The organism is Pseudomonas aegrilactucae (genome assembly GCF_019168305.1).
In the GTDB taxonomy this organism is placed as follows: Bacteria; Pseudomonadota; Gammaproteobacteria; order Pseudomonadales; family Pseudomonadaceae; genus Aquipseudomonas; species Aquipseudomonas aegrilactucae.
Genome location: NZ_JAHTBI010000086.1, coordinates 18,904 through 45,795, shown reverse-complemented (window position 1 = coordinate 45,795; position 26,892 = coordinate 18,904). Strand labels below are relative to the sequence as shown.

At 64.7% G+C, this 26,892-nt stretch carries 28 protein-coding genes and 1 pseudogene; 17 read left to right on the top strand and 12 right to left on the bottom strand.

Annotation, left to right across the window (positions count from 1 at the left end; translation table 11 throughout):
• From ccmA to KUO17_RS21765, 14 genes are all read left to right on the top strand, one after another.
• Window positions 1-509: cytochrome c biogenesis heme-transporting ATPase CcmA (gene ccmA, locus KUO17_RS21830; protein WP_217977625.1), on the top strand; the 509-nt coding region annotated here is incomplete at its 5' end.
• On the top strand, window positions 506-1,174 hold the full coding sequence (gene ccmB, locus KUO17_RS21825; RefSeq protein WP_217977624.1) for a heme exporter protein CcmB: 669 nt from the start codon (window positions 506-508) through the stop codon (window positions 1,172-1,174). The genes ccmA and ccmB, both read left to right, overlap by 4 nt.
• A 44-nt stretch (window positions 1,175-1,218) precedes the next feature.
• Window positions 1,219-1,992 (top strand): heme ABC transporter permease, encoded by a 774-nt coding sequence (locus KUO17_RS21820; RefSeq protein WP_217977623.1) that lies wholly within the window; start codon window positions 1,219-1,221, stop codon window positions 1,990-1,992.
• Window positions 1,992-2,168 carry a heme exporter protein CcmD gene (gene ccmD, locus KUO17_RS21815; RefSeq protein WP_217977622.1) on the top strand — a complete coding sequence of 59 codons (177 nt, stop codon included), beginning with the start codon at window positions 1,992-1,994 and terminating at the stop codon, window positions 2,166-2,168. The genes KUO17_RS21820 and ccmD overlap by 1 nt, the downstream gene beginning before the upstream one ends.
• A complete protein-coding gene (gene ccmE, locus KUO17_RS21810; protein WP_217977621.1) occupies window positions 2,165-2,620 on the top strand; it encodes a cytochrome c maturation protein CcmE in 456 nt (151 codons plus the stop codon). The genes ccmD and ccmE overlap by 4 nt, the downstream gene beginning before the upstream one ends.
• An 11-nt stretch (window positions 2,621-2,631) precedes the next feature.
• The gene (locus KUO17_RS21805; protein WP_217977626.1) at window positions 2,632-4,605 is read left to right on the top strand and encodes a heme lyase CcmF/NrfE family subunit; all 1,974 of its coding nucleotides are present in this window, start codon (window positions 2,632-2,634) and stop codon (window positions 4,603-4,605) included.
• A complete protein-coding gene (locus KUO17_RS21800; protein WP_217977620.1) occupies window positions 4,602-5,138 on the top strand; it encodes a DsbE family thiol:disulfide interchange protein in 537 nt (178 codons plus the stop codon). Before KUO17_RS21805 ends, KUO17_RS21800 begins: the two co-directional genes overlap by 4 nt.
• Complete coding sequence (locus KUO17_RS21795) at window positions 5,135-5,611, top strand: cytochrome c-type biogenesis protein (RefSeq protein WP_217977619.1); 477 nt, start codon at window positions 5,135-5,137, stop codon at window positions 5,609-5,611. The genes KUO17_RS21800 and KUO17_RS21795 overlap by 4 nt, the downstream gene beginning before the upstream one ends.
• Window positions 5,604-6,800, top strand: coding sequence for a c-type cytochrome biogenesis protein CcmI (ccmI, locus tag KUO17_RS21790; RefSeq protein ID WP_217977618.1), 1,197 nt, complete (start codon window positions 5,604-5,606; stop codon window positions 6,798-6,800). Before KUO17_RS21795 ends, ccmI begins: the two co-directional genes overlap by 8 nt.
• An 11-nt stretch (window positions 6,801-6,811) precedes the next feature.
• Complete coding sequence (locus tag KUO17_RS21785) at window positions 6,812-7,222, top strand: hypothetical protein (protein WP_217977617.1); 411 nt, start codon at window positions 6,812-6,814, stop codon at window positions 7,220-7,222.
• A 50-nt stretch (window positions 7,223-7,272) separates the two neighbouring features.
• Window positions 7,273-8,211 (top strand): 2-hydroxyacid dehydrogenase, encoded by a 939-nt coding sequence (locus KUO17_RS21780; RefSeq protein ID WP_217977616.1) that lies wholly within the window; start codon window positions 7,273-7,275, stop codon window positions 8,209-8,211.
• 88 nt (window positions 8,212-8,299) lie between these two features.
• A complete protein-coding gene (locus KUO17_RS21775) occupies window positions 8,300-8,707 on the top strand; it encodes a GFA family protein (protein WP_217977615.1) in 408 nt (135 codons plus the stop codon).
• A 291-nt stretch (window positions 8,708-8,998) separates the two neighbouring features.
• Complete coding sequence (locus KUO17_RS21770; RefSeq protein WP_217977614.1) at window positions 8,999-9,337, top strand: FKBP-type peptidyl-prolyl cis-trans isomerase; 339 nt, start codon at window positions 8,999-9,001, stop codon at window positions 9,335-9,337.
• Between the two features lie 17 nt (window positions 9,338-9,354).
• Entirely contained in the window at window positions 9,355-9,780 is a 426-nt protein-coding gene (locus tag KUO17_RS21765) for a hypothetical protein (RefSeq protein WP_217977613.1), read from the top strand.
• On the opposite strand, the gene KUO17_RS21760 is transcribed toward KUO17_RS21765, so the two are convergent.
• Window positions 9,746-11,050: an MFS transporter gene (locus tag KUO17_RS21760; protein ID WP_217977612.1), complete on the bottom strand. Its 1,305-nt coding sequence runs from the start codon at window positions 11,048-11,050 to the stop codon at window positions 9,746-9,748. The genes KUO17_RS21765 and KUO17_RS21760 overlap by 35 nt on opposite strands.
• A 360-nt stretch (window positions 11,051-11,410) precedes the next feature.
• Here KUO17_RS21760 and KUO17_RS21755 point away from each other — a divergent pair, with 360 nt between their 5' ends.
• The gene (locus KUO17_RS21755; protein WP_217977611.1) at window positions 11,411-12,073 is read left to right on the top strand and encodes a histidine phosphatase family protein; all 663 of its coding nucleotides are present in this window, start codon (window positions 11,411-11,413) and stop codon (window positions 12,071-12,073) included.
• Window positions 12,074-12,077: 4 nt separating this feature from the next.
• Here KUO17_RS21755 and KUO17_RS21750 read toward each other — a convergent pair whose 3' ends face one another.
• From KUO17_RS21750 to KUO17_RS21740, 3 genes are all read right to left on the bottom strand, one after another.
• On the bottom strand, window positions 12,078-12,755 hold the full coding sequence (locus KUO17_RS21750; protein WP_217977610.1) for a hypothetical protein: 678 nt from the start codon (window positions 12,753-12,755) through the stop codon (window positions 12,078-12,080).
• Window positions 12,755-13,651, bottom strand: coding sequence for a hypothetical protein (locus KUO17_RS21745; protein ID WP_217977609.1), 897 nt, complete (start codon window positions 13,649-13,651; stop codon window positions 12,755-12,757). The genes KUO17_RS21750 and KUO17_RS21745 overlap by 1 nt, the downstream gene beginning before the upstream one ends.
• Window positions 13,652-13,748: 97 nt before the next feature.
• Complete coding sequence (locus KUO17_RS21740; protein WP_217977608.1) at window positions 13,749-14,186, bottom strand: Lrp/AsnC family transcriptional regulator; 438 nt, start codon at window positions 14,184-14,186, stop codon at window positions 13,749-13,751.
• Between the two features lie 131 nt (window positions 14,187-14,317).
• Here KUO17_RS21740 and KUO17_RS21735 point away from each other — a divergent pair, with 131 nt between their 5' ends.
• Window positions 14,318-15,220 (top strand): DMT family transporter, encoded by a 903-nt coding sequence (locus tag KUO17_RS21735; protein ID WP_217977607.1) that lies wholly within the window; start codon window positions 14,318-14,320, stop codon window positions 15,218-15,220.
• A gap of 31 nt (window positions 15,221-15,251) precedes the next feature.
• On the top strand, window positions 15,252-16,178 hold the full coding sequence (locus KUO17_RS21730; RefSeq protein WP_217977606.1) for a class I SAM-dependent methyltransferase: 927 nt from the start codon (window positions 15,252-15,254) through the stop codon (window positions 16,176-16,178).
• A 43-nt stretch (window positions 16,179-16,221) separates the two neighbouring features.
• Here the strand turns inward: KUO17_RS21730 and KUO17_RS21725 are convergent, their stop codons facing one another.
• The 8 genes and pseudogenes from KUO17_RS21725 to KUO17_RS21690 form a co-directional block, all read right to left on the bottom strand.
• Window positions 16,222-16,950: an aspartate/glutamate racemase family protein gene (locus KUO17_RS21725; RefSeq protein ID WP_217977605.1), complete on the bottom strand. Its 729-nt coding sequence runs from the start codon at window positions 16,948-16,950 to the stop codon at window positions 16,222-16,224.
• Window positions 16,951-16,970: 20 nt separating this feature from the next.
• Window positions 16,971-18,422 (bottom strand): annotated as a pseudogene (locus KUO17_RS21720) (NCS1 family nucleobase:cation symporter-1); the annotation flags it as partial.
• 465 nt (window positions 18,423-18,887) lie between these two features.
• The gene (locus KUO17_RS21715) at window positions 18,888-20,918 is read right to left on the bottom strand and encodes a mechanosensitive ion channel family protein (RefSeq protein ID WP_217977603.1); all 2,031 of its coding nucleotides are present in this window, start codon (window positions 20,916-20,918) and stop codon (window positions 18,888-18,890) included.
• Between the two features lie 197 nt (window positions 20,919-21,115).
• Entirely contained in the window at window positions 21,116-22,117 is a 1,002-nt protein-coding gene (locus tag KUO17_RS21710) for a sulfate ABC transporter substrate-binding protein (protein WP_217977602.1), read from the bottom strand.
• A 93-nt stretch (window positions 22,118-22,210) separates the two neighbouring features.
• The gene (locus KUO17_RS21705) at window positions 22,211-23,035 is read right to left on the bottom strand and encodes an ion transporter (RefSeq protein ID WP_217977601.1); all 825 of its coding nucleotides are present in this window, start codon (window positions 23,033-23,035) and stop codon (window positions 22,211-22,213) included.
• Between the two features lie 31 nt (window positions 23,036-23,066).
• Window positions 23,067-23,945, bottom strand: a complete 879-nt coding sequence (locus KUO17_RS21700) for an urea transporter (protein WP_217977600.1) — start codon at window positions 23,943-23,945, stop codon at window positions 23,067-23,069.
• Between the two features lie 186 nt (window positions 23,946-24,131).
• Window positions 24,132-25,547, bottom strand: a complete 1,416-nt coding sequence (pyk, locus tag KUO17_RS21695) for a pyruvate kinase (protein WP_217977599.1) — start codon at window positions 25,545-25,547, stop codon at window positions 24,132-24,134.
• A complete protein-coding gene (locus KUO17_RS21690) occupies window positions 25,537-26,817 on the bottom strand; it encodes a glycerate kinase type-2 family protein (protein WP_217977598.1) in 1,281 nt (426 codons plus the stop codon). Before KUO17_RS21690 ends, pyk begins: the two co-directional genes overlap by 11 nt.
• Window positions 26,818-26,892: the final 75 nt, after the last annotated feature.

The window sequence follows — 26,892 nt, the reverse complement described above, 5'->3', positions numbered from 1 at the left end:
GCAAGACCAGCCTGCTGCGCCTGCTGAGCGGGTTGATGCGGCCCACCAGTGGCGAAATCCGCTTGAACGGCACACCGCTGGCCGAGCAAGGCAGCGAGCTGGCCAAGGTGCTGCTGTGGATCGGTCACGCCGCCGGCATCAAGGACGTGCTCACTGCCGAAGAGAACCTGGCCTGGCTGTGCGCCCTGCATGTGCCGGCCAGCCGCGAGGCGATCTGGCAGGCACTGGCGCAGGTCGGCCTGCGCGGCTTCGAGGATGTCGCCTGCCATACCCTGTCGGCCGGCCAGCAGCGCCGCGTGGCGCTGGCGCGCCTGTACCTGGACAGCCCGCCGCTGTGGATTCTCGACGAACCCTTCACCGCCCTCGACAAGCAAGGTGTGGCGCAGTTGGAAGCGCACCTGGCGGCGCATTGCGAACAGGGCGGCATGGTGGTGCTGACTACCCACCACACGCTGACGCACACGCCGTCCGGCTACCGAGAACTGGACCTGGGGCAGTGGGCGGCATGAGCGTATTCATTCATTTGCTGCGCCGTGAAGCGCAACTGCTGTGCCGCCGTCCGGCAGAGCTGGCCAACCCGCTGGTGTTCTTTGCGATCGTGATCGCGCTGTTCCCGCTGGCGGTCGGCCCGGAGACGCAATTGTTGCAAAACTTGTCCCCTGGGTTAGTCTGGGTGGCCGCGCTTTTGTCCGTGCTGCTCTCGCTGGACGGCCTGTTTCGCAGCGATTTCGAGGACGGATCCCTCGAGCAGTGGGTCCTTTCGCCGCACCCCCTGGCGCTGTTGGTGTTGGCCAAGGTGCTGGCACACTGGGCCTTTTCCGGCCTGGCACTGGTATTGTTGTCGCCGCTGCTGGCGCTGATGCTGGGGTTGCCGGTGCAGTGCCTGCCGGTGCTGCTGGCCTCATTGCTGCTCGGCACTCCGGTGTTGAGCCTGCTGGGGGCAGTGGGCGCGGCGCTGACGGTGGGCTTGAAGCGCGGTGGCCTGCTGTTGGCACTGCTGATTTTGCCGTTATATATCCCGGTATTGATCCTGGGCAGTGGCGCCTTGCAGGCGGCACTGCAAGCTATGCCGGCGACCGGTTACCTGCTCTGGCTTGGCAGCCTGACCGCCCTTGCAGTAACCCTGGCACCCTTTGCAATAGCGGCTGGCCTGAAGATCAGCGTCGGCGAATAATGAGGTCTGGGCTTTCGCCCAGCAAAGACCCTGGATGTACCGTGATGAAAAACAGCGCAATAAGCTGGACGTGGTTTCACAAGCTGGGTTCACCCAAATGGTTCTATGCCATCAGCGGGCGCATGCTGCCGTGGCTGAGCATTGCCGCCATCGTGCTGATCGCGGTGGGCGTGGTCTGGGGCCTGGCCTTCGCCCCGCAGGACTACCAGCAGGGCAATAGTTTCCGGATCATCTACATCCATGTGCCGGCCGCCATGCTGGCGCAATCGTGCTATGTGATGCTGGCGGTGGCCGGCGTGGTCGGGCTGGTGTGGAAGATGAAGATCGCCGATGTCGCGCTGCAGTGCGCAGCGCCCATCGGCGCCTGGATGACCGTGGTGGCGCTGAGCACCGGCGCGATCTGGGGCAAGCCGACCTGGGGCAGTTGGTGGGTATGGGATGCACGACTAACGTCGATGCTGATCCTGCTGTTTCTGTACTTCGGTCTGATTGCCCTGGGCCAGGCCATCAGCAATCGTGAGAGCGCGGCCAAGGCCTGCGCGGTACTGGCGATTGTCGGGGTGATCAATATCCCGATCATCAAGTATTCGGTGGAGTGGTGGAACACCCTGCACCAGGGCGCCACCTTCACCCTGACCGAGAAACCCGCGATGCCCGCCGAGATGTGGCTGCCGCTGCTGCTGACCGTGCTGGGCTTCTATTGCTTCTTCGGCGCGGTGCTGTTGCTGCGCATGCGCCTCGAAGTGCTCAAGCGCGAGGCGCGCGCCAGCTGGGTCAAGGAAGAAGTGTTGAGCCACCTGGGTCGGGGGACCGTTTGATGAGCTTTACCTCCTTCAACGACTTTTTCGCCATGGGCCATCACGGCCTCTACGTCTGGTCGGCCTACGGCATCTGCCTGCTGGTGCTGGCCCTCAACGTCGCCGCGCCCGTGATGAGCAAGCGTCGTTACCTGCAAGAAGAGGCGCGCCGCCTGCGCCGGGAGACTTCCAAGTGAATCCGCAACGCAAAAAGCGTCTGTTCATCATTCTCGGCCTGCTGGTGGGCGTCGGCGCCGCGGTGGGCCTGGCCCTGAGCGCGCTGCAACAGAACATCAACCTGTTCTATACCCCGACCCAGATCGCCAATGGCGAAGCACCGCTGGATACCCGTATCCGTGCCGGCGGCATGGTCGAGGCCGGGTCCCTGCAGCGCTCCGGCGATTCGCTGGACGTGCGCTTCGTGGTCACCGATTTCAACAGGTCGGTGCCTATCACCTACCGCGGCATCCTGCCCGACCTGTTCCGCGAAGGGCAGGGCATTGTCGCGCTTGGCAAGCTCAATGCCGACGGCGTGGTGGTGGCCGATGAAGTGCTGGCCAAGCACGATGAAAAATACATGCCGCCTGAAGTCACCAAGGCCTTGAAAGAGAGCGGCCAGGCCGCTGCCGACGGCGGAGCCAAGCCATGAACGCGGCATTGATCATTCCCGAACTCGGCCAGTTGGCGATGATTCTGGCCATCTGCTTTGCCTGCGTGCAGGCCAGCGTGCCGCTGCTCGGCGCCTGGCGCGGCGACAGCCTGTGGATGAGCCTGGCACGCCCCGCCGCCTGGGGCCAGTTCGCCTTCCTGGCGTTCGCCTTCGCCTGCCTGACCCACGCCTTCATGACCGACAACTTCTCGGTGGCGTACGTGGCCGGCAACTCCAACAGCGCCTTGCCCTGGTACTACAAGTTCAGCGCGGTGTGGGGTGCCCACGAAGGATCGCTGCTGCTGTGGGCGCTGATCCTGGGTGGCTGGACCTTCGCCGTGTCGATCTTCTCGCGCCAGTTGCCGCAGGTGATGCTGGCCCGCGTGCTGGCGGTGATGGGCATGATCAGCGTGGGCTTCCTGTCGTTCCTGATCGTCACCTCCAACCCGTTCCAGCGCCTGCTGCCGCAGGTGCCGACCGATGGCCGCGACCTCAACCCGCTGCTGCAGGACATCGGCCTGATCGTGCACCCGCCGATGCTGTACATGGGCTATGTGGGCTTCTCGGTGGCCTTCGCCTTCGCCATCGCCGCGTTGCTCGGCGGGCGCCTTGACGCTGCCTGGGCACGCTGGTCGCGACCATGGACCATCGTTGCCTGGGCGTTCCTGGGCATCGGCATCACGCTGGGCTCGTGGTGGGCCTACTACGAACTGGGCTGGGGCGGCTGGTGGTTCTGGGACCCGGTCGAGAACGCCTCGTTCATGCCGTGGCTGGTGGGTACCGCGCTGATTCACTCGCTGGCGGTGACCGAAAAACGCGGGGTGTTCAAGAGCTGGACCGTCCTGCTGGCGATCGCGGCGTTCTCGCTGAGCCTGCTGGGTACCTTCCTGGTGCGCTCCGGCGTGCTGACCTCGGTGCACGCCTTTGCCTCCGACCCCGAGCGCGGCGTGTTCATCCTGATCTTCCTGCTGTTCGTGGTCGGCGGCTCCCTGACCCTGTTCGCCCTGCGCGCCCCGGTGGTCAAGAGCCAGGTCGGGTTCGCCCTGTGGTCGCGTGAAACGCTGCTGCTGGCCAACAACCTGGTGCTGGTGGTGGCGGCGTCGATGATCCTGCTCGGCACCCTCTACCCGCTGGTGCTCGATGCACTGACCGGGGCCAAGCTGTCGGTGGGCCCGCCGTACTTCGACGCCTTGTTCATCCCGCTGATGGCGCTGTTGATGGCCGTAATGGCGGTGGGCGTGATCGTGCGCTGGAAAGACACCCCGACAAGATGGCTGGTGAGCATGCTCACCCCGGCGCTGATCGGCAGTGCGATCCTGGCACCGATCGGCGGCCTGCTGGTGGACGACTTCGACTGGCAGGTGCTCACCACCTTCGCGCTGGCGGCGTGGATTTTGCTGGCGGGCGTGCGCGACCTGCTCGACAAGACCCGCCACAAAGGCCTGTTCAAGGGCATGCGCAGCCTCACCCGCAGCTACTGGGGCATGCACCTGGCGCACCTGGGCATTGCGGTGTGCGCCCTGGGCGTGGTGCTGTCGAGCAACAACAGTGCCGAGCGCGACCTGCGCCTGGCGCCGGGCGAATCGATGGAATTGGGCGGCTACCAGTTCGTGTTCGAAGGCGCCAAACACTTCGAAGGGCCCAACTTCACCTCCGACAAGGGCACCGTGCGGGTGCTGCAGGACGGTCGCGAAATCAGCGTGCTGCACCCGGAAAAACGCCTGTACACCGTGCAGCAGTCGGTGATGACCGAGGCTGGCATCGATGCAGGCTTTACCCGCGACCTGTACGTCGCCCTTGGCGAGTCGCTGGACAACGGCGCCTGGGCCGTGCGCGTGCACGTCAAGCCGTTCGTGCGCTGGATCTGGCTGGGCGGGTTGCTGACCGGCCTGGGCGGGCTGCTCGCGGCGATGGATGCGCGGTATCGGGTCAAGGTCAAAAGCCGGGTGCGTGACGTACTGGGCATGTCGGGAGCAACTGCATGAAGCGTTGGATCATGGTGCTGCCGCTGGCGCTGTTTCTGCTGGTGGCGGTGTTTCTGTACCGGGGCCTGTACCTGGACCCCACCGAGCTGCCCTCGGCAATGATCGGCAAGCCGTTCCCGGCGTTCTCGCTGCCCACGGTCGAGGGCGACAGGACACTGACCCGCGCCGACCTGCTGGGCAAGCCGGCGCTGGTCAACGTGTGGGCCACCTGGTGCCCGTCGTGCAAGGTCGAGCACCCGGTGCTGAACACGCTGGCCGAGCAGGGCGTGGTGATCTACGGGGTCAACTACAAGGACGAGAACGCTGCGGCGATCAAATGGCTGACCGAGTTCCACAACCCTTACCAGATCGGCATCCGTGACGAACAGGGCACTCTTGGCCTTGACCTGGGCGTATACGGAGCGCCAGAGACGTTCATCATCGATGCCAAGGGCATCATCCGTCACAAGTTCGTCGGCGTGGTCGACCAGACCGTCTGGCGTGAACAGCTGGCGCCGTTGTACCAGGGCCTGCTCGACGAGGCCGCACAATGAAGCGCTGGCTGGCTGCGGCGTTGCTCGGCCTGAGCATCGCCGGCGTGGCGCACGCCGCGATCGACACCTACCAGTTCGCCGATGACGCCGAGCGTGAACGTTACAAGGTGCTGACCAAGGAACTGCGCTGCCCCAAGTGCCAGAACCAGGATATCGCCGACTCCAACGCACCGATTGCCGCCGACCTGCGCCGGGAGATCTTCCGCATGCTCGGCGAGGGCAAGGACAACCAGCAGATCATCGATTTCATGGTCGATCGCTACGGTGACTTCGTGCGCTACAAGCCGGCTCTCACCGCGCGTACCTGGTTGCTCTGGTTCGGCCCCGGCATCCTGTTGCTGGGCGGTTTTGGCATGCTTGTGCTGATCGTGCGCAAACGTCGCGTGCAAGCCGCTGCCGGTGCTGTCGACCTCTCTCCCGAGGAGCGTGAGCGCCTCGCCACATTGCTGGACAAAGAACGCCCCCATGACTGAATTCTGGCTTCCCGCAGGCCTGCTGTTACTGGTAGCCCTGAGCTTTTTGCTGGTCCCGGTGTTGCGCGGCCGTCGTGCGCAACAGGAAGAAGACCGTACCGCGTTGAACGTGGCCCTGTACCAGGAGCGCGTGGCCGAACTGCAGGTGCAGGGCGACGCCGGTGTACTCGGCGCCGAGCAGTTGCAGCGTGGGCGAGACGAGGCGGCCCGCGAGCTGCTGGCCGATACCGACAATACCGAGCCTGGCCGCAGCGCGCGCCTGGGCAAGACCTTGCCCCTGCTGGCCGCCGTGCTGGTGCCGGTGATGGGGGTGGGGCTGTACCTGCATTTCGGTGCCAGCGACAAGGTCGAGCTGACCCGTGAGTTCGCCCAGGCGCCGCAGTCGGTAGAGCAGATGACCACGCGCCTGGAGCGTGCCGTCCAGGCCCAGCCGGACTCGGCCGAGGGCCTGTACTTCCTGGGCCGTGCCTACATGGCCCAGGAACGTTCGGCAGACGCCGCCAAGGTGTTCGAACGCGCGGCCGCCCTGGCCGGGCGCCAGCCCGAACTGCTCGGGCAGTGGGCGCAGGCGCTGTACTTCTCCAATGGCAAGCAATGGACCGCGCAGTTGCAGGCGCTGACCGACGAGGCGCTCAAGGGCGACCCCAAGGAAGTCACCAGCCTGGGCCTGCTCGGCATTGCCGCGTTCGAGGACGAACGCTACCCGCAGGCGATCGACTACTGGAACCGTCTGCTTGCCCAACTGCCCGAAGGCGATGCGTCGCGCGACGCCTTGCAGGGCGGTATCGAGCGCGCTACCGAGCGGCTCAAGGCCGGTGCCGGCAAACCGGCAGAGGCTGAGCAGGCAGGCGCCAGGCTGACGGTACGGGTGGAATTGGCACCGGCATTGAAAGACAAGGTCAAGCCGGACGACAGCGTGTTCATCTTTGCCCGCGCCAGTTCCGGGCCGCCCATGCCGCTGGCGGCCCGGCGGGTGACCGTGGCCGACCTGCCGATCGAGGTACAGCTGAGCGACAGCGATGCGATGATGCCGAACATGAAACTGTCGAGTTTTCCTGAAGTCCAACTGGTTGCGCGCATTTCCCGCGCTGGCCAGCCGACCAAGGGCGAGTGGATCGGCCGTGGTAACCCGCTGGCCAGCAGCACGGTGGCGCCGCAGCACCTGACCATCGACAGCCCGGACCCGTAGAGAGCCTCACTATGAACAGCATCGCACGCCTCACCCTGATCGCCCTGGCCGTGGGATTGAGCGCGTGTACGGTGCATCGGCCGAGCGAGCCTACCGTGCCGCCGATCGAGACCCTGCCGCCCACCGGCCCGGTGATCAAGCCGGTGCCGGGGCCCAGGCCGAGCACCCCGGCAATCCCCCCGGCGCCCAAGCCGATGCCGCGTACCTCGGCCAGCTTCGCCCCGCCACCCGGTGGCGCCAGCCACTGGGACCCCAGGCTTGGGGTGTACGTGCTTGAGGGCAAGACCAACACCTTCTACCGCCAGCGCACCTACTACCGTTTCAACAACGGCTGGAGCTGGGCCACCAGCCCTGAGGGGCCATGGCAGGACACCGACAGCTCTGGCGTGCCAGGCGGACTGGGCCGGGCTTTCGCGCAGTAGGCGCAAGTCTGCATAATGCCCCTTTCGCGTAACGCCAAAGGGAGCAGGGCATGACACACCGGGTATTGGTGCTGGTAGAAACGGTCGACGATTACCTGCCGCTGCTGGAACACGCCGGCTTTGAGCTGATTCGGGCGCAGACCCCGTCGTTGCGTGCCGAGGCGATTGCCCGTCATGGCGGCACCATCGATGCCGTACTGACCCGGGGGCCATTGGGCCTGAGCGCCGATGAAATCGCTGCCTTGCCTGCCTTGAAGATCATCTGCGTGATTGGTGCCGGCTACGAGGAAGTCGATCTTGCGGCGGCTGCCGCGCGCGGCATCACTGTGACCAATGGCGCGGGCGCCAATGCGGCGGCAGTGGCCGACCATGCGATGGCCTTGCTGTTTGCCATCGTGCGTGATATTCCCCGTGCCGACGCCACTACTCGCCAGGGGCAATGGAACCGGGTGATCAGCCCGTCCATCAGCGGCAAGCGCCTGGGCATTCTGGGGCTGGGCGCGGCGGGGCTGGCGATTGCCCGGCGGGCTGCACAGGGTTTTGACATGCCGGTGTATTACCACAACCGTCAACCGCGCAACGATGTGCCCTACACCTATTGCGACAGCCCGTTGGCGCTGGCAGCGGCGGTCGATTTTCTGGTGGTGGCGACACCCGGCGGGGCCAGCACGCGGCACCTGGTCGACGCTGCGGTGCTGGACGCGCTGGGCCCGCAGGGTTTTGTGGTGAACATCGGGCGAGCCAGCGTGGTCTCGACGGCCGACCTTGTGCAGGCGCTGCAGGCGCGGCGCATTGCCGGTGCCGGGCTGGATGTGTTCGACGCCGAGCCTGCGGTACCCGAGGCGCTCAGGGCGCTGCCCAACGTGGTGCTGACCCCGCATGTGGCCGGGCAGTCGCCGGAGGCGGCGCGGGACACCGTGCAGTTGGTGGTGCGCAACCTGCAGGCGTTCTTTGCCGGGGAGCCGGTGCTGACGCCGGTTACTGCGTAGGCAGGCCCGGCCCCTTCGCCGGCGAGGGGCCGCAACTGACGGCTGCTAGACTTGCAGGCTACCTTCTCCAGCCAATGAGCCCGCCACCATGTCCCTGGAAAAACACGGCAGTTGCCTTTGTGGTGCCATCCACCTGACCCTCAGCCTGGAAAACGCCAGCGTCAGCGCCTGCCATTGCAGCATGTGCCGCAAATGGTCCGGTGGCCCGCTGATGGTCGTGCACAGCACCCAATCGCTGCGCCTGAGTGGCGATCAACCCAAGGTCTATGATTCGTCCGACTGGGCCCAGCGCGGCTTTTGCGGCACCTGCGGCACCCACCTGTTCTATCGCCTGAAGGCCGGCGGCTTCGACGCGGTGCCGGTCGGTGTGATCGACGGCGACAGCGACTGGACCCTGGACCTGCAGGTCTACATCGACGAAAAGCCGGCCTACTACTGCTTCGCCAACCAGACCCAGACCCTGACTGCTGCCCAGGTCATCGAACAGTTCAACTGAGTGCCAGCAACCAGTCCTTGAACACCTGCCGGCCGGCGAGCACACCCGCTGCGTTGCGCAACGGGCAGTTGATCGTGTTCGAGACCTTGTCTTCCTTGCTCTATGCGTTTATCTGACGGCAACGCGCCATCGCCTGCAGGATCGGCGTTGTCAGCCCTGTGTGATCGGCACCAGGTCGGGATGAGGGCAGCCGATTTTTGCGCCGCAAACACCCCGCCAGCCTTGCAAAAATCCCACATTCCTGCGAAAACGCAGCGGCCAGACACGTCCGCCCCCGCTAGAGGCCCCCACATGAGCAACGAACTTCAAATCATCGACATCCAGCCGGGCGACGGCAAGGCCGTCGTCAAGGGCGCGCTGATCACCACCCAGTACACCGGCTGGCTCGACGACGGCACGACGTTCGACTCCTCCCACGCGCGCGGCAAGCCCTTCCAGTGCGTGATCGGCACCGGCCGTGTGATCAAGGGCTGGGACCAGGGCCTGATGGGCATGCAGGTCGGCGGCAAGCGCAAGCTGATCGTGCCCGCCCACCTGGGCTACGACGCGCGCAGCATGGGCAAGATCCCGCCCAACTCGAACCTGACCTTCGAGATCGAACTGCTCGAAGTCCTGACTCGCGACGATTGAATCAGAAGGTGAAACGCATGGAAGCCGTTGTACAGGAACAGATTTCAGGCTGCGGCATCGCCGCCTGCGCCGCCTTGGCACAAGTCGACTACGCCACGGCGCGCCAAGTGGCCAACACGTTGGGCATTCACGCCGAAGACCCGCAATTGTGGTCGGACACCACCTATGTCCGGCGCCTGCTCGGCGCACTGGGCCTTCAGGCTGCGGCGCGGCAAGCCCCCTTCACCGACTGGCAGGCACTGCCCGACCGCGCGTTGCTGGCGATCAAATGGCGAATCGAAAAGGGCCGGCCCTTCTGGCATTGGGTGGTGTTCGTGCGTGAAGCCGACGGCTGTTACGTGTTGGACTCGAAAAAAGCCCTCAAGCACAACCGTCGGCTGGATTTTGGTCGCATCAAGCCCAAGTGGTCTATCGAGGTTCAAGCGCCGGCGGGTAAGCCTTAGCCACGCTGTCCTGGCGCGCATCGCTCACCAGCTCGCGCGCCACGTACCACACCAGCAGCGCCGCCACGATATCGAATACCGCCAGCACCACGAACAGCGGGCTGTAGCCGATCTGGGTCACCAGCACGCCGAACACCAGGGTGAACGCCGCTGCGCCCAGGTAGCCGCACATACCGCCCATGCCGGTGGCGGTGGCCACCTGGTCCTTGCCGAAGGAGTCGGAGGTGATCGAGTACAACGCACCCGACAGCGTCTGGTGCGCAAAGCCGCCAATGCACAACAGCAGGATCGCGGTGTAGGTGCTCTCGACCAGGCCGATGCAGGCCGGGCCGATCATGCAACTGGCACCGAACACCAGCACCATCTTGCGCGAGGTGAACAGCGAGACCTTGCAGTAACGGTGGAACCAGGGGCTCAGGTAGCCGCCCAGTACACAGCCGATGTCGGCGGCCAGGAACGGCAGCCAGGCGAACATCGCCACTTCCTTGATGTTCATGCCGCGCTCGGTCATCAGGTACAGCGGTATCCACGCGTTGAAGGTCTGCCAGGCCGGCTCCGAGAGGATCCGCGCCGAGGCGATGGCGTAGAAGTTGCGGCTCTTGAAGATCTTCCGCCAGGCCTTGGGGTCCTTGCCTTGCTGCTTGAAGTGCGCCTCCTGCCCGCCAAGGATGTAGTCGCGCTCGGCGTCGCTCATGCGCTTCTGGTCGCGCGGGTGCTTGTACAGCAACATCCAGATCACGGTCCAGACGATGCCCGACGCGCCCACGATCAGAAACGCCAGTTGCCAGCCACTGTGCAGGATGGCCCACACCACCAGCGGCGGTGCCAGCAGGGCGCCGAGTGACGAGCCGATATTGAACCAGCCGATGGCTACCGAGCGCTCCTTGGCCGGAAACCATTCGGTGGTGGCCTTGACCCCGGCCGGCAGGCCGGCCGCTTCGGTCATGCCCAGCAGCCCGCGCATGAACGCCAGGCTTTGCCAACCGGTGGCCAGTGCCGCCGCCGCGCAGGCCGCCGACCAGGCCAGGGCGAACACCGCAAAGCCCAGCTTGGTGCCGATGAAGTCGATGATCCACCCGGCCACCGGTTGCATCAACGCGTAGCACACCTGCCAGGCGGCCACGATCATTGCGTATTGCTCGGTGGTGATCGACAGGTCGGTCATCAGCGTCGGCGCTGCCACCGACAGGGTATTGCGGGCCAGATAGTTGATCACCAATCCCGCAGTGACCAGGCTGACCATCCACCAGCGTATGCCGCGTATTTTCATTCCATTGACCTTCTTTTTGTTATGGGCGTGCGTGTGTGCCGTGGCGGCAGGAAGGCTGCTGACACGAATTGTTACGAAGCCAGTCTGTCACGTTGTCAGTCGTCGTACAACAGCGTGCGACGTCCGAGACCGGAGTGTCCTGGGCCTGGGCCAGCGACTTATTCCTGCAATACCCAGGCGCTAGAGTGCTTGCGGGGCTCAGGAAGAACCCGCCAGGGATGAACCAAATGAACGTCTGGCACTCTGACGTTCGCCCGTTTCCACGGATGGAACGACAGACAGGGATCACCCCACGGCTTCGGCCGTGGGGTGGCACAGGCGGGTCAGCCTCAACCCTTTTTGCCGTGAAGAGCCCGTGCCATGAAGTTGCCTTCTGTTTTTCGGCGTTATCGCCCTGTGCTGTTTTCCATCCCGCTGATCGCCGGCGCTGCCCTGCTGACCTTCGAGGCGCTGGAAAGCCGTGCACAGCCGGTAGACGGCATCCAGACCCTGGTGTTTCTGCGTCACGCCGAGAAGCCTGGGGAGGGTCTGGGCCAACTCAACTGCCAGGGCCTGAACCGCGCCATCGACCTGGCCACCTTGCTGCCACAGAAATTCGGTGCCGCCGACTATGTGTTTGCCGCCAACCCCAGCCGCGAGGTCGAGGAGGGCAGCAATGACGACGCCTACAGCTACATTCGACCGCTGATGACCATCAGCCCCAGCGCGATCAAGCTCGGCCTGCCGGTGAACATCGACTTCGGGGCCAACGACACCGGTGACCTTGCCGAGGAGCTGCTACAGGACAAGTACCGCAACGCCACGGTCTACACCGCGTGGTCGCACGGTTACCTGCCCGAGCTGATCAACGCCGTGGCGGGCAAGGCGCTGGGCGAGAAACGCACCATCACCGATGACTGGAGCGGTGACGATTTCGACTCGATGTATGTGCTGACCCTGACCTGGCACGACGGCAAGGCCAGCCTGCTCAGCCGCAACTACAAGCAGGGCCTGAACAACGGCGATCACGCCTGCCCGAGCTGATCGCTCAGTTGAGCACTTCGAAGCGGCCGCTGGCTTCGTGCCATTCGAATGTCCTGCCCAGGCAGTACGGGCTGGCGGGCACCAGCACCTGTGTTGCACCGCCCTGCAGGCGGACCTGAAGCGTATCGATGCCCTTGCTGCGGCAGCCGGGTACGTTGACCTGCAGCGTCTGCAACAGTTTGCCGGTGGCCTTGTTCAACACCTGGATCGTCTCGATGGGCGCGTAGGCCTTGTCCATCGGCAGCTGGAAATAGAAACGCTCGGTGGACGCCGCCTGTGGCAGCGCTGCGCCGGGCCAGGGCGTCTGCAGGCCGAGGTCGGCCACCAGTTTGAGGGTGAACGCCAATTGCTTGCCGCTGGCGTACTCGGTCCAGGTGCCTTGCAGCGGTTGTGCATGGCTGCCGAATTCGGCTTTCTGAAAGTGCAGGCGCGCGGTGGGCAGGCCCCCGCTGTCGAGTTCGTCGATGGCGAAATCATAGTAATTGGTGTGGCGGGCGGGCTTGAGCCGGATCGGCGTGTGGTAGCGCTCGTAGTAGTAGATGCCGGTCACATAATCGTTGGTGCGCTCGATCACCAGGGTGATCGGCTGCCCACCCAGCTTGCCCTCATACACGGATTGGTAGGCCAGCGCATTGGCGCTGAGGCTCAGCAGCAGGCAGGCGAACAAGGTACGAAAGGGCATCAGAAGGGCTCCGCGCTGTGGCGTTGCCACACCAGTTGCTGGGGGTCGGCGAAATGGTAGTACTGCCAGTCGCTGGTCTGGGTGTCGTAGTTGCTGCCCTGGCGCTGGGCCACCCAACCGGGGGTGGGGAATTTCAGCGCGCCCTTGTCCCCCAGCGCTTCCAGGTCGGCGTGGCGCTCGTAGGTGTTGCTGGTGGGCTGGTACAGGTAGAACTGGTCCGGCTCCTTGTTGGCGCCGCCGCTGGCGCGTTGGCCGATGGGCGAAGCCCTGAAGTCGATGACGCCGTCACCGTTGTAGTCGGCGAAGGTCAGGGTGGTGGTGCCGTTGAACGCCAGCGCCAGGTCGCTCAGCACCTGCAGGGGCTTGCCGGTGCCCAGGTCGATGATGGTGATGCGGTCGACCTTGCCGACGTATTCGCCCTCGGCCTTGCTGGCGTGCACATAGAAACTCATGTCGCGGTTCTGCGGCTGTTGCAGCAATTGGCCTTGCCAGCTGGCGCGTTGCTGGTCACTGAAGCGGGACGTGCGCGTGAGGCTGAAGGGCACGCGTTCGCGGCTGCGCAGGTCGATCCATTCACCGCTGAAGTCGCGGTCATGGGTGAACACGAAGGGCCGCGCGCGCAGCGCCGCCCCCGGCATGCGCGGGTTGTCCATGATGTTGATCAGCAGCGGCACGTCCTTGCTGTAGGGCGTTATCTCCAGCGGCAGGCTGGTGTGGCTTTCGGTATCCAGCAGGTAGCCCTGCACGAATTCGTATTGCGAGGTGTATTGCAGGGCGACTTCCACCTTGCGCTCGCCGAGTGTGCCTTGATAGATGTTGATGGGGTCGGTGGCGTGGGCCGTGAGGGTGACCAGCGCCAGGCCCAGCGTGCAGAGGGACCGTGGGAAAGCGAACATGGTGCAGATGCGTCCTTGCGGGAGAGGGTGGCAAGGCTAGCATAGAGTGCTGGTTTTTCTGATGCTTGCTGCCTCATGGCGATCGGCTGGCGAACCCTCACGCCATCGGTGGCAGCCGCCGCTTCACCGGGCTCTTCTTGATGATCGCTGTATTGGTTTCAGCATGGCCGTTGAGTTTGTCGAGCAGCGTGTCGAGCTGTTCCATCGAGCGCACGTGCAGGCGTGCAATGAAGCAGTCGTCGCCGGTGACCTTGTCGCACTCGGTGAACTCGGGGATGGCCACGATCTGGCGCTCCACTTCCTGCAACTGCCCCGGCAACGGGCGAATGCGCACGATGGCCTGCAACTGGTAGCCAAAGCAGCGTGGGTCGATTTCCACGGTGTAGGCCTTGAGCACCCCGCGCTCCTCCAGGCGGCGCAAACGCTCGCTCACGCTGGGCGCCGACAACCCGCTCAGGTGCGCCAGCGCCTTGAGCGAACGCCGCGAGTCGTCCATCAATGCCTTGATCAACAGTTGGTCGATATCGTCAGTCATGCATGCCTCGCCAGGCGGATCGGCTGATCGGCCTTGATAAAAAAGGTAAGCCTGAATTCTAGCCTTGTTTTTCCTCTGGAGCGTACGGGCCCGACGCTCGCATACTTTGTCCATCGTCTGGGAGGTGTGAGATGGACAGTTCAATCCGTCGTGGGTCGCTGGAGATGGTCGCCGCAATGCTGATTTCGGGCACCATCGGCTGGTTCGTGCTGGTGTCCGGGCAGCCGGTGCTGGACGTGGTGTTCTGGCGCTGCGTGTTCGGTGCCGGCACGCTGCTGCTGGTGTGCGCGCTGCTGGGCGTTTTCAAGCCGGGCATCCTCAGCCGCGCCACCTTCGCGCTGGCGGTGCTCAGCGGGGTGGCCATCGTCGGCAACTGGGTGTTGCTGTTCGCGTCCTACTCGCGCGCCTCGATTGCCATCGGCACGGCGGTGTACAACGTGCAGCCTTTCATGCTGGTGGGGCTGGCGGCGTTGTTCCTGGGTGAAAAACTCAGTGTGCCCAAGCTGTTCTGGCTGGGCGTGTCGTTTGCCGGGATGCTGGCCATCGTCAGTGCCCATGGCAGCGGTCAGGGCAGCGGCGGCGAGTACCTGCTGGGCATCGCGCTGGCACTGGGCGCGGCGTTTCTGTACGCAGTGGCGGCGCTGATCATCAAGCGCCTGAGCGGCACGCCGCCGCACCTGATCGCACTGATCCAGGTGAGCGCCGGCATCCTGTTGCTGGCGCCGTTTGCCAACACTGGCGGGCTGCCTGGCACGGCCAGCGAGCTGGCCAGCCTGGTAACGCTGGGCGTGGTGCATACCGGGCTGATGTACGTGCTGCTGTATGGCGCGATCCAGAAACTGCCGACCGCGCTGACCGGCGCACTGTCGTTCATCTACCCGATCGCGGCGATCTTCGTCGACTGGTTCGCCTTCGGCCATCGACTGAGTGCGCTGCAGTGGGTGGGCGTCGCAGCGATCCTGCTGGCGGCAGCCGGCATGCAGCAGGGCTGGTGGTTCAAACCGAACAAGCGGGCGGTAGCCGAGCAAGGGTAGAATAGGCGCCTTTGCCCTCAGCGATATTGCCATGATGCCTGCGATTGCCACCCTCCACGCGCACCTGCTCGGTGCCCTGAACCCTGCGCCCGCCGAGACCCGCCGGTTGTTCCACGGGCGCGGGCGCTGCTGGCCGGGGCTCGAGCAGATCACCGTGGACTGGTTGCAGGGCGTGCTGCTGGTGTCGCTGTTTCGCGAGCCGCCCGAAGGGCAACTGGCGGAGCTTGAACAGATGTTGCGCACCCTGGCCGCGAGCCCGGGCTGGCCGGGGCAGGCGATACTGCTCCAGCACCGCTACCTGCCGGAAAGCCCTGGCCAGTGGTTGCTGGGCGAGCCACAGCAACAGCGCGTGATCGACGAAGACGGCCTGCGCTATCAGCTGGACCTGGGCCTGAAGCAGAACACCGGCCTGTTCCTGGACATGCGCTATGGCCGGCGCTGGGTGCGCGAGCAGGCGGCGGGCAAGCGGGTGCTCAACCTGTTTGCCTACACCTGCGGTTTTTCGGTGGCGGCGATTGCCGGCGGGGCCGAGCAGGTGGTCAACCTCGACATGGCGCGCTCGGCCCTGAGCCGTGGGCGCGACAATCATCGGCTCAATGGGCATGAACTGGGGCGCGTGGGGTTTCTCGGGCACGAGCTGTTCAAGTCGTGGGGCAAGGTACGCAAGGGCGGGCCGTATGACCTGATCATCATCGACCCGCCGACCTTCCAGAAGGGCAGCTTCGTGCTGACCCAGGATTACAGCAGGATCCTGCGGCGCCTGCCGGAGTTGCTCAGTGACGGCGGCACGGTGCTGGCGTGTGTGAACGACCCGGCGATCGGGCCGGATTTTCTGATCGAGGGGATGGCGGCTCAAGCGCCGCGGCTGGTGTTCGTGGAGCGCCTGGCCAACCCGCCGGAGTTTCCTGACAGTGATCCGGTGGGGGGGCTCAAGGCGCTGGTGTTCCGGCACGGGTAGCCGCGTGCAGCCTTCGCCGGCAACGCCGGCGAAGGGGCGCGTATCAACGCCCCAATTGCATCGGCCAACCCACGATCTTCTTGGTTCTGGGCGTGGCGTAGGTCCTCACTTTGGACGTTGAAAGCCCCAGCTGCACCAGCGACTCGGCTACCTTCACGGCCGCTGTCACGCCATCCACTACCGGCACCCCGGTGCGCTGGCGGATCTGATCGTCCAGCCCGGCCATGCCGCCACAGCCCAGGCAGATGACTTCGGCCTTGTCTTCGCGCACCGCCTGTTCAGCCTGCTGCACGATGGCCTCTACCGCCCGCAGGGGCTGCGACTCCAGCTCCAGCACGCCCAACCCGCTGGCGCGTACCGACGCGCAGCGCGCGAACAGCCCCGACAGCTTCAGCCGGTCTTCGATCAACGGCACCGTGCGGTCCAGGGAGGTCACTACCGAATACGCATGGCCCAGGAACATCGCCGCGCTGGCGCCAGCATCGGTGATGTCCACCACCGGTACATCGAGCAGCTCCTGCAAGCCTTCGCGGCCGTGCTCGCCGTAACCGGCCTGGATCACCGCATCATACGGCTGGTCATAGGCCAGTACGCGGTCCATCACCGCAATGGCGGCCAGGTAGCTTTCGAAGTTGCCCTCTACCGAATCGGTGCCGAAATAGGGCGTGAGGCCGACGATCTCGGTGCCCGGTGCGGCCACGGCCTGAGCCTGACGGGCAATGGCCTGGGTGATGGCTTCGGTGGTGTTGACGTTGACGATCAGAATACGCATGGGAACTCCTGGTTCGGGCATCAGTGGCTGGCGTTGTCAACGGCGATGGATTCACCACTGATGTCGGGGTAGTGCGCAGCGCGCTTGGCAATGATCAGGTACAGCAGGCCGGCGATGCCGGCACCGATCAGCCAGGAGAAGGGCGCGATGCTGTGGAAATTGGGCACCAGCGCCAGCACGATGGCCAGCAGCGCCGCCGGTACGAACGCCAGCACCGCCCGCAGGTTGATGCCGCGGCTGTAGTAGTAGGTGCCGTTGGGGTCTTCGCTGTACAGCTCGGGTACATTGATGCAGCCTTTGCGCAGCAGCCAGTAGTCGACCATGATCACGCCGTACAGCGGCCCGAGCAGGGCGCCCAGCCCGGACAGGAAATACACGATCACCAGGGGGCTGTTGTAGAGGTTCCAGGGCAGGATCAACACGGCCACGGTGGCGCTGATCAGGCCGGCGCGGCGGAACGTCAGGTAGCGCGGTGCCAGGTTGCTCAACACGAACGCCGGGGCGACGAAGTTGGCCATGATGTTGACCGCAACGGTCACGATCAGGAACGCCAGGCAGCCCAGGACCAGGAAGAAGGTGTTGGGGATCGAGGCGATGATCTGGGTCGGGCTTTCGATAATCTGACCATTGATCTGGAACTGTGCACCGCACAGCAGCACGGTGATGCTGGCAAACGCCAGGATGTTGACCGGCAGGCCCCAGAAGTTGCCCACGCGAATGGTCTTGCGGCACGGTGACGAGCGGGCGAAGTCGCAGAAGTTGAGCACCAGGGTGCCGTAGATCGCCAGCCACAGTGCTCCGCCGGCAAAAATGTTGCGCCACATCTCGCCGCCGCTGAGCGGGTTGCTCACCGACCAGGCGATGCTGAAGTCGGCCTGGGTCACCATCCAGCCGGCCAGGGCGGCGACGGTGAGCAGGATCACCGGGCCGGCAAAGCCTTCATAGCGGCGCACCATTTCCATGCCGTAGGCCAGGATCACCAGTTGCACCAGCCAGATCGCCACGAAACACAGCCAGCCCAGGCTCGACAGGCCCAGGATGGCGTTGTGGTCATAGGCGGCCAGGCTCGGTGCGATGGCGCTCAGCAGCACGCGCAGCACCACCGAAGCCAGGTAGGTCTGAATGCCGAACCAGGCGATCGCAATCACCGCGCGAATCAACGCCGGCAGTTGCGCGCCATGAATGCCGAAGCTGATGCGGCTCATGACCGGGAACGGCACGCCGGTCTTCTGGCCCATGTAACCGGACAGGTTCATGAACACATACACCAGTGCCGCGCCGATCCCCAGTGACAGCAGGATTTGCCAGCCTCCCAGGCCCAATGCGTACAAGCCCATCGCGAAAGAATAGTTGGCGATGTTGTGCACATCGTTGGTCCACAGCGCAAAGATGCTGTAGCACCCCCAGCGACGACCTTCGGCCTTGGTCGGGGCCAGGTCGTGGTTGTGCAGGCGAGGGCTGAGCACCACGGGGGTGGCGTCGGGGAGGCTGGCGTCGGCTACTGACGAATGCAGTCCGATCTTGTGGGTAAGGCTCATGCTCATTGCGGCAAGCTCCTGAGGTGTACACGCCGAATGCGTGTGCGTCTTTAGTGTGTGTACGTTTTTGTAAAATTGTATACAAAGCGTAAGCACACTTAGGCCAGTTTTATGCCAGCAGCAGTTGAAGCGTAATGCATTGATTGAACTGTAATTTTTATTTTTATTATTAAATTTATGAAATTAAAAGATAATTAGTTGACCCATTAAACAGGATTTAATTTGTTTTATGGTTATAAGCTGATCAAGCGGTCAATTAAGTGCTGGGTATCTGGTGTAACCTTGTGGGGCGCTGAATAATAAAGTGCACACAAAAATGGCACTTTAGGTGACATTATTGTGTACATGTCCTCGTGTGCCAGCGTTGCGCTCAGGGCGCTGGTGGTTTCGCCACCGGGTTTACACCGCGCCGTCGCGTACCGCTGCCGGTTGTGGAGCGTACTGGGCGAAGCTCACGTCGTCGGTCTGGTCCACGCGCTTCTTGAGGCGCTCGTTGAAGGCCCGGTTCACCGCGTACTGGCCGCCGGAACTGGTGCGGAACTGCGCGGTGAGGGTGATGCCATTGAGGTTCATGCTGTCGACCCCGAACACCTGCAACGGCCCTTGCAGGCTGTGGCGCAGGATCGGGTCTTCGCTGATCGACTGGCCCACTTCGCGGATCAGGTGCAGGGCGCTGTCGACGTCGGTCTCGTAGCTGAACTGCACCGAGAAGAACGCATAGGCGAACTGGCGCGACTGGTTGGTGACGGCCTTGATCTGGCCGAACGGCACCGAATGCACGAAACCCTTGCCGTCGCGCAGGCGCAGGGTACGGATGGTCAGGCTCTCGACGGTGCCGGCATGGCCGGAATCGAGCACGACCCAGTCGCCGATGGCGATGGTGTCCTCGATCAGGATGAACAGGCCGGTGATCACGTCCTGCACCAGTTGCTGCGAGCCGAAGCCGATGGCCAGGCCGACCACCCCGGCACCGGCCAGCAACGGCGCGACGTTGATGCCCAGGTTGGCCATGGTGGTGATGGTGCAGATCACCACCAGCACGATCTTCACGGCGTTGCGCAGCATCGGCAGGATGGTGCGCACCCGTGTGCTGGGCTGGCGCGACTGGCGCCGCCCCACGGTCGGCTTGAGGGCTTCCTGGATCGCGGTGTCGATCACCACCCACAGCAGCCAGGTCACCAGCAGGATCAAACCGATGCTGCTGAGCGAGTCACTGATCGCGCGGCCCAGACGGTTTTGCAGGGCGAATTCGAGTACCGAGATGCCCCAGATGCGCCCCAGCAGCTCGATGAAGGTGATCGCCATGGCAATGCGTAGCAGCGCATGGGCCAGGTTGCGCACCAGCTCCTTGTAGGGGCGCAGGCGTTGGCCGGGGTCGATGTCGTGGGTCTTGAACAGGTGTTGCAGCACCGTGCTCAGGAATACCGTGCCGATCAGCAGGATGGTGGTCAGCAGGGCTTTCTGCAGGGCTTTCTGGCTCTCCTCGCCGGCGCCGATCAGGTTGATCGCCGACACCAGGATCATCATCAAAATGGGCAGGTACCACAGCCACGAGAAGATCCGCAGGGTTTCCTGCAAGGCACGGTGGTGCAGGCGGTCGGGCAGGGCGCGGTTGCGGATCAGGTGGGCCACCGGGCGGCGCAGGCGGACCACCAGCACGGCGAAGGACAAGGTGGCCAGCAGGCCGGTGATCACGGCCACGCTGCTGGTGAGGTTGCCGCCGATCTGGCGGGTGATCTGCGGGCTGGTGAGGGCATCGGCCCAGGCCGCCAGAAAGCCGATCATGAACAGCGGGCGCGGGGCGATCTGGCGAATGATGCGCACCGCGGTGCGCTTGTGGCCGGTGTCGAACACGGTGATCAGGCACAGGATGATCGAGGTGGAGAACAGGCCGCTGCTGGTGGCGTAGGCCAGGCTCAGGCCCAGCGCGCGGCCTATCGAGGGGTCGAGCAGGCGTGTACTGGCGTAGAGCGTGGCGGGCAGGCTGACCAGCGCCGGCAAGGTGTAGGGCAGCAGGTAGCCGAGCAGCTTCTGCAGCCGGGGACGTTCGCGCAGCGGGCGGCTGCGATTGAAACGGTGGGCCACCACGCGGCCCAGGCTGGTGAGTACGGCGAACACCACCAGCCATGTCAGGCTCAGGAGGGCGAAGTCCACGAGCAGGCCGAACGAGTCATCGGCGTGGCGGTCGACCAGTTGGTTGGCCTCTTTGCTGGCGCGGTTGGCGCGCAGGCGCCAGGAATCGACCAGGTGGCCGTCGACGTCGATTTCCTGGGAGACACTGTCGAGGCCGTTGGCCAGGGCACCGAGCAGGCCGCCCTGGACCACAGGTTCGGGTTCTTTCTCGGCGGTGTCGGTGCTGGGGATCAGGCTGGCGGCGAGCAGGTGCGTGCTGAGCAGGCAACCGAGCAGCAGGGTGAGCAATCGAGTCACTGGGCACTCCTTGAGCCGTGAATGACAGGAAGGGTAGTCCAAGGAACTGATCGGCAATTGGCGTGCAAGTTCGAAACGGTGTCGCATTCTTCGCTGGCAAGCCAGCTCCCACAGGGTTTTGTGTGCACCGCCAGACCTTGAATGCCGGGCACAAAAAATCCGGGGCCCATCACAGGCCCCGGATTCTTTACCCAACCTTATTGCCCGGTATAGATCTGGTCGAAGATCCCGCCGTCATTGAAGTGGGTCTTCTGCACAGTGCGCCAGTCACCGAAGGTCTTCTCCACCGACAGGAAATCCACTTTCGGGAAGCGGTCGGTGTACTTGGCCAGCACGGTCGCATCGCGCGGGCGCAGGTAGTTGTTGGCGGCAATCTCCTGAGCCTCAGGCGACCACAGGTACTTCAGATACTCCTCGGCGGCAGCCTTGGTGCCTTTCTTGTCCACCACCTTGTCGACCACGCTCACCGGTGGCTCGGCCTCGGCCGACACGCTCGGGTAGATCACTTCGAACTGATCACGGCCAAACTCGCGGGCAATCATCTCGGCTTCGTTCTCGAAGGTCACCAGCACGTCGCCGATCTGGTTGGTCATGAACGTGGTGGTCGCCGCACGGCCACCGGTATCGAGCACCGGCGCCTGCTTGAACAGCTTGCCGACGAAGTCCTTGGCCTTGTTCTCGTCGCCACCGTTCTTGAGCACATAGCCCCACGCCGACAGGTAGGTGTAGCGCCCGTTACCCGAGGTCTTGGGGTTGGGCACGATCACCTGTACGCCGTCCTTGAGCAGGTCGGGCCAGTCTTTCAATGCCTTGGGGTTGCCCTTGCGCACGATGAACACGGTGGCGGAGGTGAACGGCGCGCTGTTGTTGGGCAGGCGCGTGACCCAGTTGTCCGGCACCAGCTTGCCGTTGTCGGCCAGCGCATTGATGTCGGTGGCCATGTTCATGGTGATGACGTCGGCCGGCAGGCCGTCGATCACCGAGCGCGCCTGCTTGCTTGAGCCGCCGAAGGACATCTGCACGGTGATCTTGTCTTTGTGCTCGGCTTCCCAGTGCTTCTGGAACGCGGCGTTGTAGTCCTTGTAGAAGTCGCGCATCACGTCGTACGAGACGTTGAGCAGGGTGGTCGGGGCGGCCTGGGCGAGGTTGCCCAGGGCCAGGCCCGCCGCCAGAAGCGAGGCACCAAAGAGTTTTTTCACTGCGCGTTCCTTGTTCGAGTGGGGGTGAAAGGCATTATGCCAGCGACTATAGCGGCTCGGCCTTAGGCGCTTAAAGATTAAAAAGTGCTGTGGTTATTCCATCTTCTTGAACAGCGCATTGCCGCAGCGTGAACAGAAGGCGGCGCCGTGTTCGTGGTGGTGCTTGCGGCACACCGGGCAGTCGTGCTGCAACTGTTCGCCACGCATGGCATTGGCCAGTTCGGCCGTGAAGATGCCGGTGGGCACGGCAATGATCGAGTAACCGGTGATCATCACCATCGAGGAGATCACCTGGCCCAGCGGGGTCTTGGGCACGATGTCGCCAAAGCCCACGGTGGTCAGGGTGACGATGGCCCAGTAGATGCCCTTGGGGATGCTGGTGAAGCCATGCTGCGGGCCTTCGACCACGTACATCAGGGTGCCGAACACGGTCACCAGGGTCGACACGCTGACCAGGAACACGATGATCTTCTGCTTGCTGCCGCGCAGCGCCGCCAGCAGGTAGTGGGCCTGCTTGAGGTAGGGGCTGAGCTTGAGTACGCGAAAGATGCGCAGCATGCGGATCACGCGGATGATCAGCAGGTACTGCGCGTCGCTGTAATAGAGGGCGATGATGCCGGGCACGATCGCCAGCAGGTCGACCAGCCCGTAGAAGCTGAAGGCGTAGCGCAGTGGTCTGGGCGAGCAGTACAGGCGGGTGATGTACTCGGCCAGGAAGATGGCGGTAAAGCCCCATTCGATCCAGGCCAGCAGGCCGGCGTAGCCCTGGTGGACGTCGTCGATGCTGTCCAGGATCACGGTGATCAGGCTGGCCAGGATGATCAGCAACAGGATGCTGTCAAAGCGCCGGCCGGCCACGGTGTCGGTTTGAAAGACGATGACGTAGAGCCGCTCGCGCCAGCTCGAAGGGGTGTTCATGGGCGCTTTCCATTACAAGATGGAGCAGAGCCTAGGGGCTGGCCCGCAGCTGCGCAAGCGGCCGACGCCGGGCCTGGCTGCCCAGTTGCAGCAGCCAGCAAGCGAGGATGAACGGCGCGGTCAGCCCCGGCACCGGCAACAGGCTCAGCAGTGGTTGCAGCACGATCGCCAGCACGATCGCCAGCAGTGGCGGCCAGGGCTGTGCGCGGGTCTGGCTGAAGGCCAGTGCCGCCAGCGCAGCGTTGAAGCCGTACAGCCCGTAGTAACCGGCATTCGCTTCACCGCCGATCAGCGCCACGCTGCCGCCCAGGGCGGCGCCGAGCAAGGCCCAGGCCGCGGCGTAACGGTTGGCGACGAGCAGGCCGAGGGCGATGAGCAGGCCGGCCAGCGGGTGGTCGAGCAGGAAGATCTGGCCCAGGCCACGGCCCAGGGCGTACAGCGGGTTGGCTTCGACCGGGGTGTAGACCGCGCTGGTGGGCTCGCCCAAGGCCAGGACCGCCCAGCCGATCAGCACGAACGGTGCGGTGTAGGCTGGCAGCAGGCCGGGGCGCGCACGTTTGAGCCACTGGTGCACGAGCATGCTGCTCAGGCCCGCGGCGGCGATGATCAGCGGGGGCAGCAGGGCCGACCAGGGCAGCGCGTGGCTGAGCAGCAGGCCCAGCAGTACGCCGTTGTAGCTGTACAGGCCGGCCTGGCGGTCGGCGCGGTCGTAGCCGCGGCGTTGCGCGGTGAGCAGCCCGGCGAGGGCGCCCAGCAGCGCGCCGCCGATCAGTTCGGGGGCGGTGAGCATGATGGCCAGCAGGCAGAACAGGCCGCACAGCGGGTTGCGCTGCAGCAGCACCTGACTGAAACCGTTGAGCAAGGCGGTGGCCCAGTCGGGGCATGGGTTGACGAAATTTTTGGTGTACATGGCAGTAGGTCAGGGGTGGGTGGAGTGGGGCGCCTCTTTGGGCGGTGTTTTCCCACGGTGTGGTGTGTGTCAGTGCCGGCCTCTTCGCTGGCAAGCCAGCTCCCACAGGTACAGCACTGTTCTCAAGGTCAGTGCGGTTCCTGTGGGAGCTGGCTTGCCAGCGAAAGGCCTTACCTCATTTCTGGATCAGAGCAAGGTTTCGATCCGCAGCGTATTGGTCGACCCCGGCTTGCCAAAAGGCACACCGGCCGTGATCAGCAGGATATCGCCGCGGCTGGCCATGCCCTGCGCCTGGGCAATCTCCAGTGCAGTGGAGACCACTTCATCCACCTGGCGCAGGCGATCATTGACCACCGAGTGCACGCCCCAGGCCACCGTCAGGCGCCGTGCGGTATTCAGGTTTGGGGTCAGGTTGAGGATCGGTGCGCGCGGCCGCTCACGCGCCGCACGCAAGGTCGAATTGCCCGACTCGCTGTAGTTCACCAGCACCGCCACCGGCAGGATGCCGCTGATGCGCCGGATCGCGCAGCTGATCGCATCCGACACCGTGGCCTCGGCTTGCGGGCGGCCCACGTCGAGCTGTGCCTGGTAATCCGGGCCGGCTTCGACCTGGCGGATGATCTTGCTCATCATCTGTACCGCTTCGAGCGGGTAATCGCCCGAGGCCGTCTCGGCCGAGAGCATCACCGCATCGGCACCTTCGGCCACGGCGTTGGCCACGTCGGTGACCTCGGCGCGGGTCGGCGCCGGGGAGAAGCGCATCGATTCGAGCATCTGCGTGGCCACCACCACCGGGCGGCCCAGCTGGCGGCAGGTGGTGATGATGCTTTGCTGGATCTGCGGCACGCTTTCGGCCGGCACTTCCACCCCCAGGTCGCCCCGCGCGACCATGATCGCGTCGCTCAGCTCGGCGATCTCGCGCAGTTGCGTGACCGCCGACGGCTTCTCGATCTTGGCCATCAGGTAGGCGCGGTCGCCGATCAGCTGGCGCGCCTCGAGGATGTCTTCGGGGCGCTGCACGAACGACAACGCCACCCAATCCACGCCCAGCGCCAGGCCGAAGGTCAGGTCGCGGCGGTCTTTTTCGGTCAGCGGGCTGAGGTCGAGCACCGCCTGCGGCACGTTGACGCCCTTGCGGTCGGACAGCTCGCCGCCGTTGAGCACTTCGGTGTCGATGGCATCGGCGTGCGTGGCGATCACGCGCAGGCGCAGCTTGCCGTCGTCCAGCAGCAGGTGCATGCCCGGCTCAAGCGCGGCAATGATTTCCGGGTGCGGCAGGTTGACCCGCTGCGTATCACCCGGCGTGGCATCCAGGTCCAGGCGCAGGGCCTGGCCGCGTTGCAGTTGCACCTTGCCCTCGGCGAAGCGGCCGACGCGCAGCTTGGGGCCTTGCAGGTCCATGAGGATGCCCAGCGGGCAGTTCAGCTGACGCTCCACTTCGCGGATCCATTCGAAGCGCATGGCGTGGTCGGCGTGCTCGCCGTGGCTGAAGTTCAGGCGAAAGATGTTCACCCCGGCTTCGACCAGTTGGCGAATGTCGTCGATGCCTTGGGTCGCTGGGCCGAGTGTGGCGAGGATTTTGACTTTTTTGTCAGGCGTCATGTTGGGCAGTCTCGAGGATCAGGATGGCGCGAAAATCGTTGACGTTGGTGCGCGTCGGTTCGGTAACGATCAGCGCGTCGAGCGCGGCGAAGTAGCCGTAGCCATTGTTGTTGTCCAGCTCGTCGGCTGCCGACAGGCCCAGGGCCTGGGCACGCGCGTAGCTGTCGGGGGCCATGAAGGCGCCGGCATTGTCTTCGGAGCCGTCGATGCCATCGGTGTCACCGGCCAGTGCATACACGCCGGGCAGGCCTTTCAGGCTTTCGGTGAGGCTGAGCAGGAACTCGGCGTTGCGCCCGCCACGGCCGTTGCCGCGCACGGTCACGGTGGTTTCACCGCCGGACAGGATCACGCAGGGCGCCGCCAGTGGCTGGCCGTGCAGCACGATCTGGCGGGCGATACCGGCATGCACCTTGGCCACTTCGCGCGACTCGCCCTCCAGGTCGCCCAGGATCAGCGGGCTGAAACCGGCCTGGCGGGCTTTTACGGCAGCCGCTTCCAGCGACTGCTGCGGGCGCGCGATCAACTGGAAGTGGCTGCGTGCCAGGGCCGGGTCGTCGGCCTTGACCGTCTCGGAGGCCGGGTTGTTGAGCCAGGCGGTGACGGCGGCAGGCGCCTCGATGTTGTAGCGCTTGAGAATCGCCAGCGCCTCGGCCGAGGTGCTCGGGTCGGCCACGGTAGGGCCCGAGGCGATCACCGTGGCGAGGTCGCCGGGTACATCGGAAATCGCGTAGGTGTACACGGTGGCCGGCCAGCAGGCCTTGGCCAGGCGTCCGCCCTTGATCGCCGAGAGGTGCTTGCGCACGCAGTTCATCTCGCCGATGGTGGCGCCGGACTTGAGCAGGGCCTTGTTGATCTGTTGCTTGTCAGCCAGGGTCAGGCCCTCGGCCGGCAGTGCCAGCAGGGCAGAGCCACCGCCGGACAAGAGGAAGATCACGCGGTCCTCAGCGGTCAGGTTGCTGACCATCGCCAGCACGCGCTTGGCGACCGCCAGGCCTGCGGCATCCGGCACCGGGTGGGCGGCTTCGACCACTTCGATCTTGTTGCAGCGGGCGCCGTGGCCATAGCGGGTCACCACCAGGCCCGAGACCTCACCCTGCCAGCTGCGCTCGACCACTTCGGCCATGGCTGCAGCGGCCTTGCCGGCGCCGATGACGATGACGCGGCCACTGCGATCGCTGGGCAGGTGGGCTTGAAGTACCTGGTGTGGGTGCGCGGCATCGATGGCCGTGGCGAACAGCTCGCGCAGAAAGTGTTGCGGATCGACCGACATGGCAGGCTCCAATCTTATTGTTCTTCAGAATCAAGAACGCCCCTGGGCCTGCCTCCGTGCAGACAGACCCAAGGG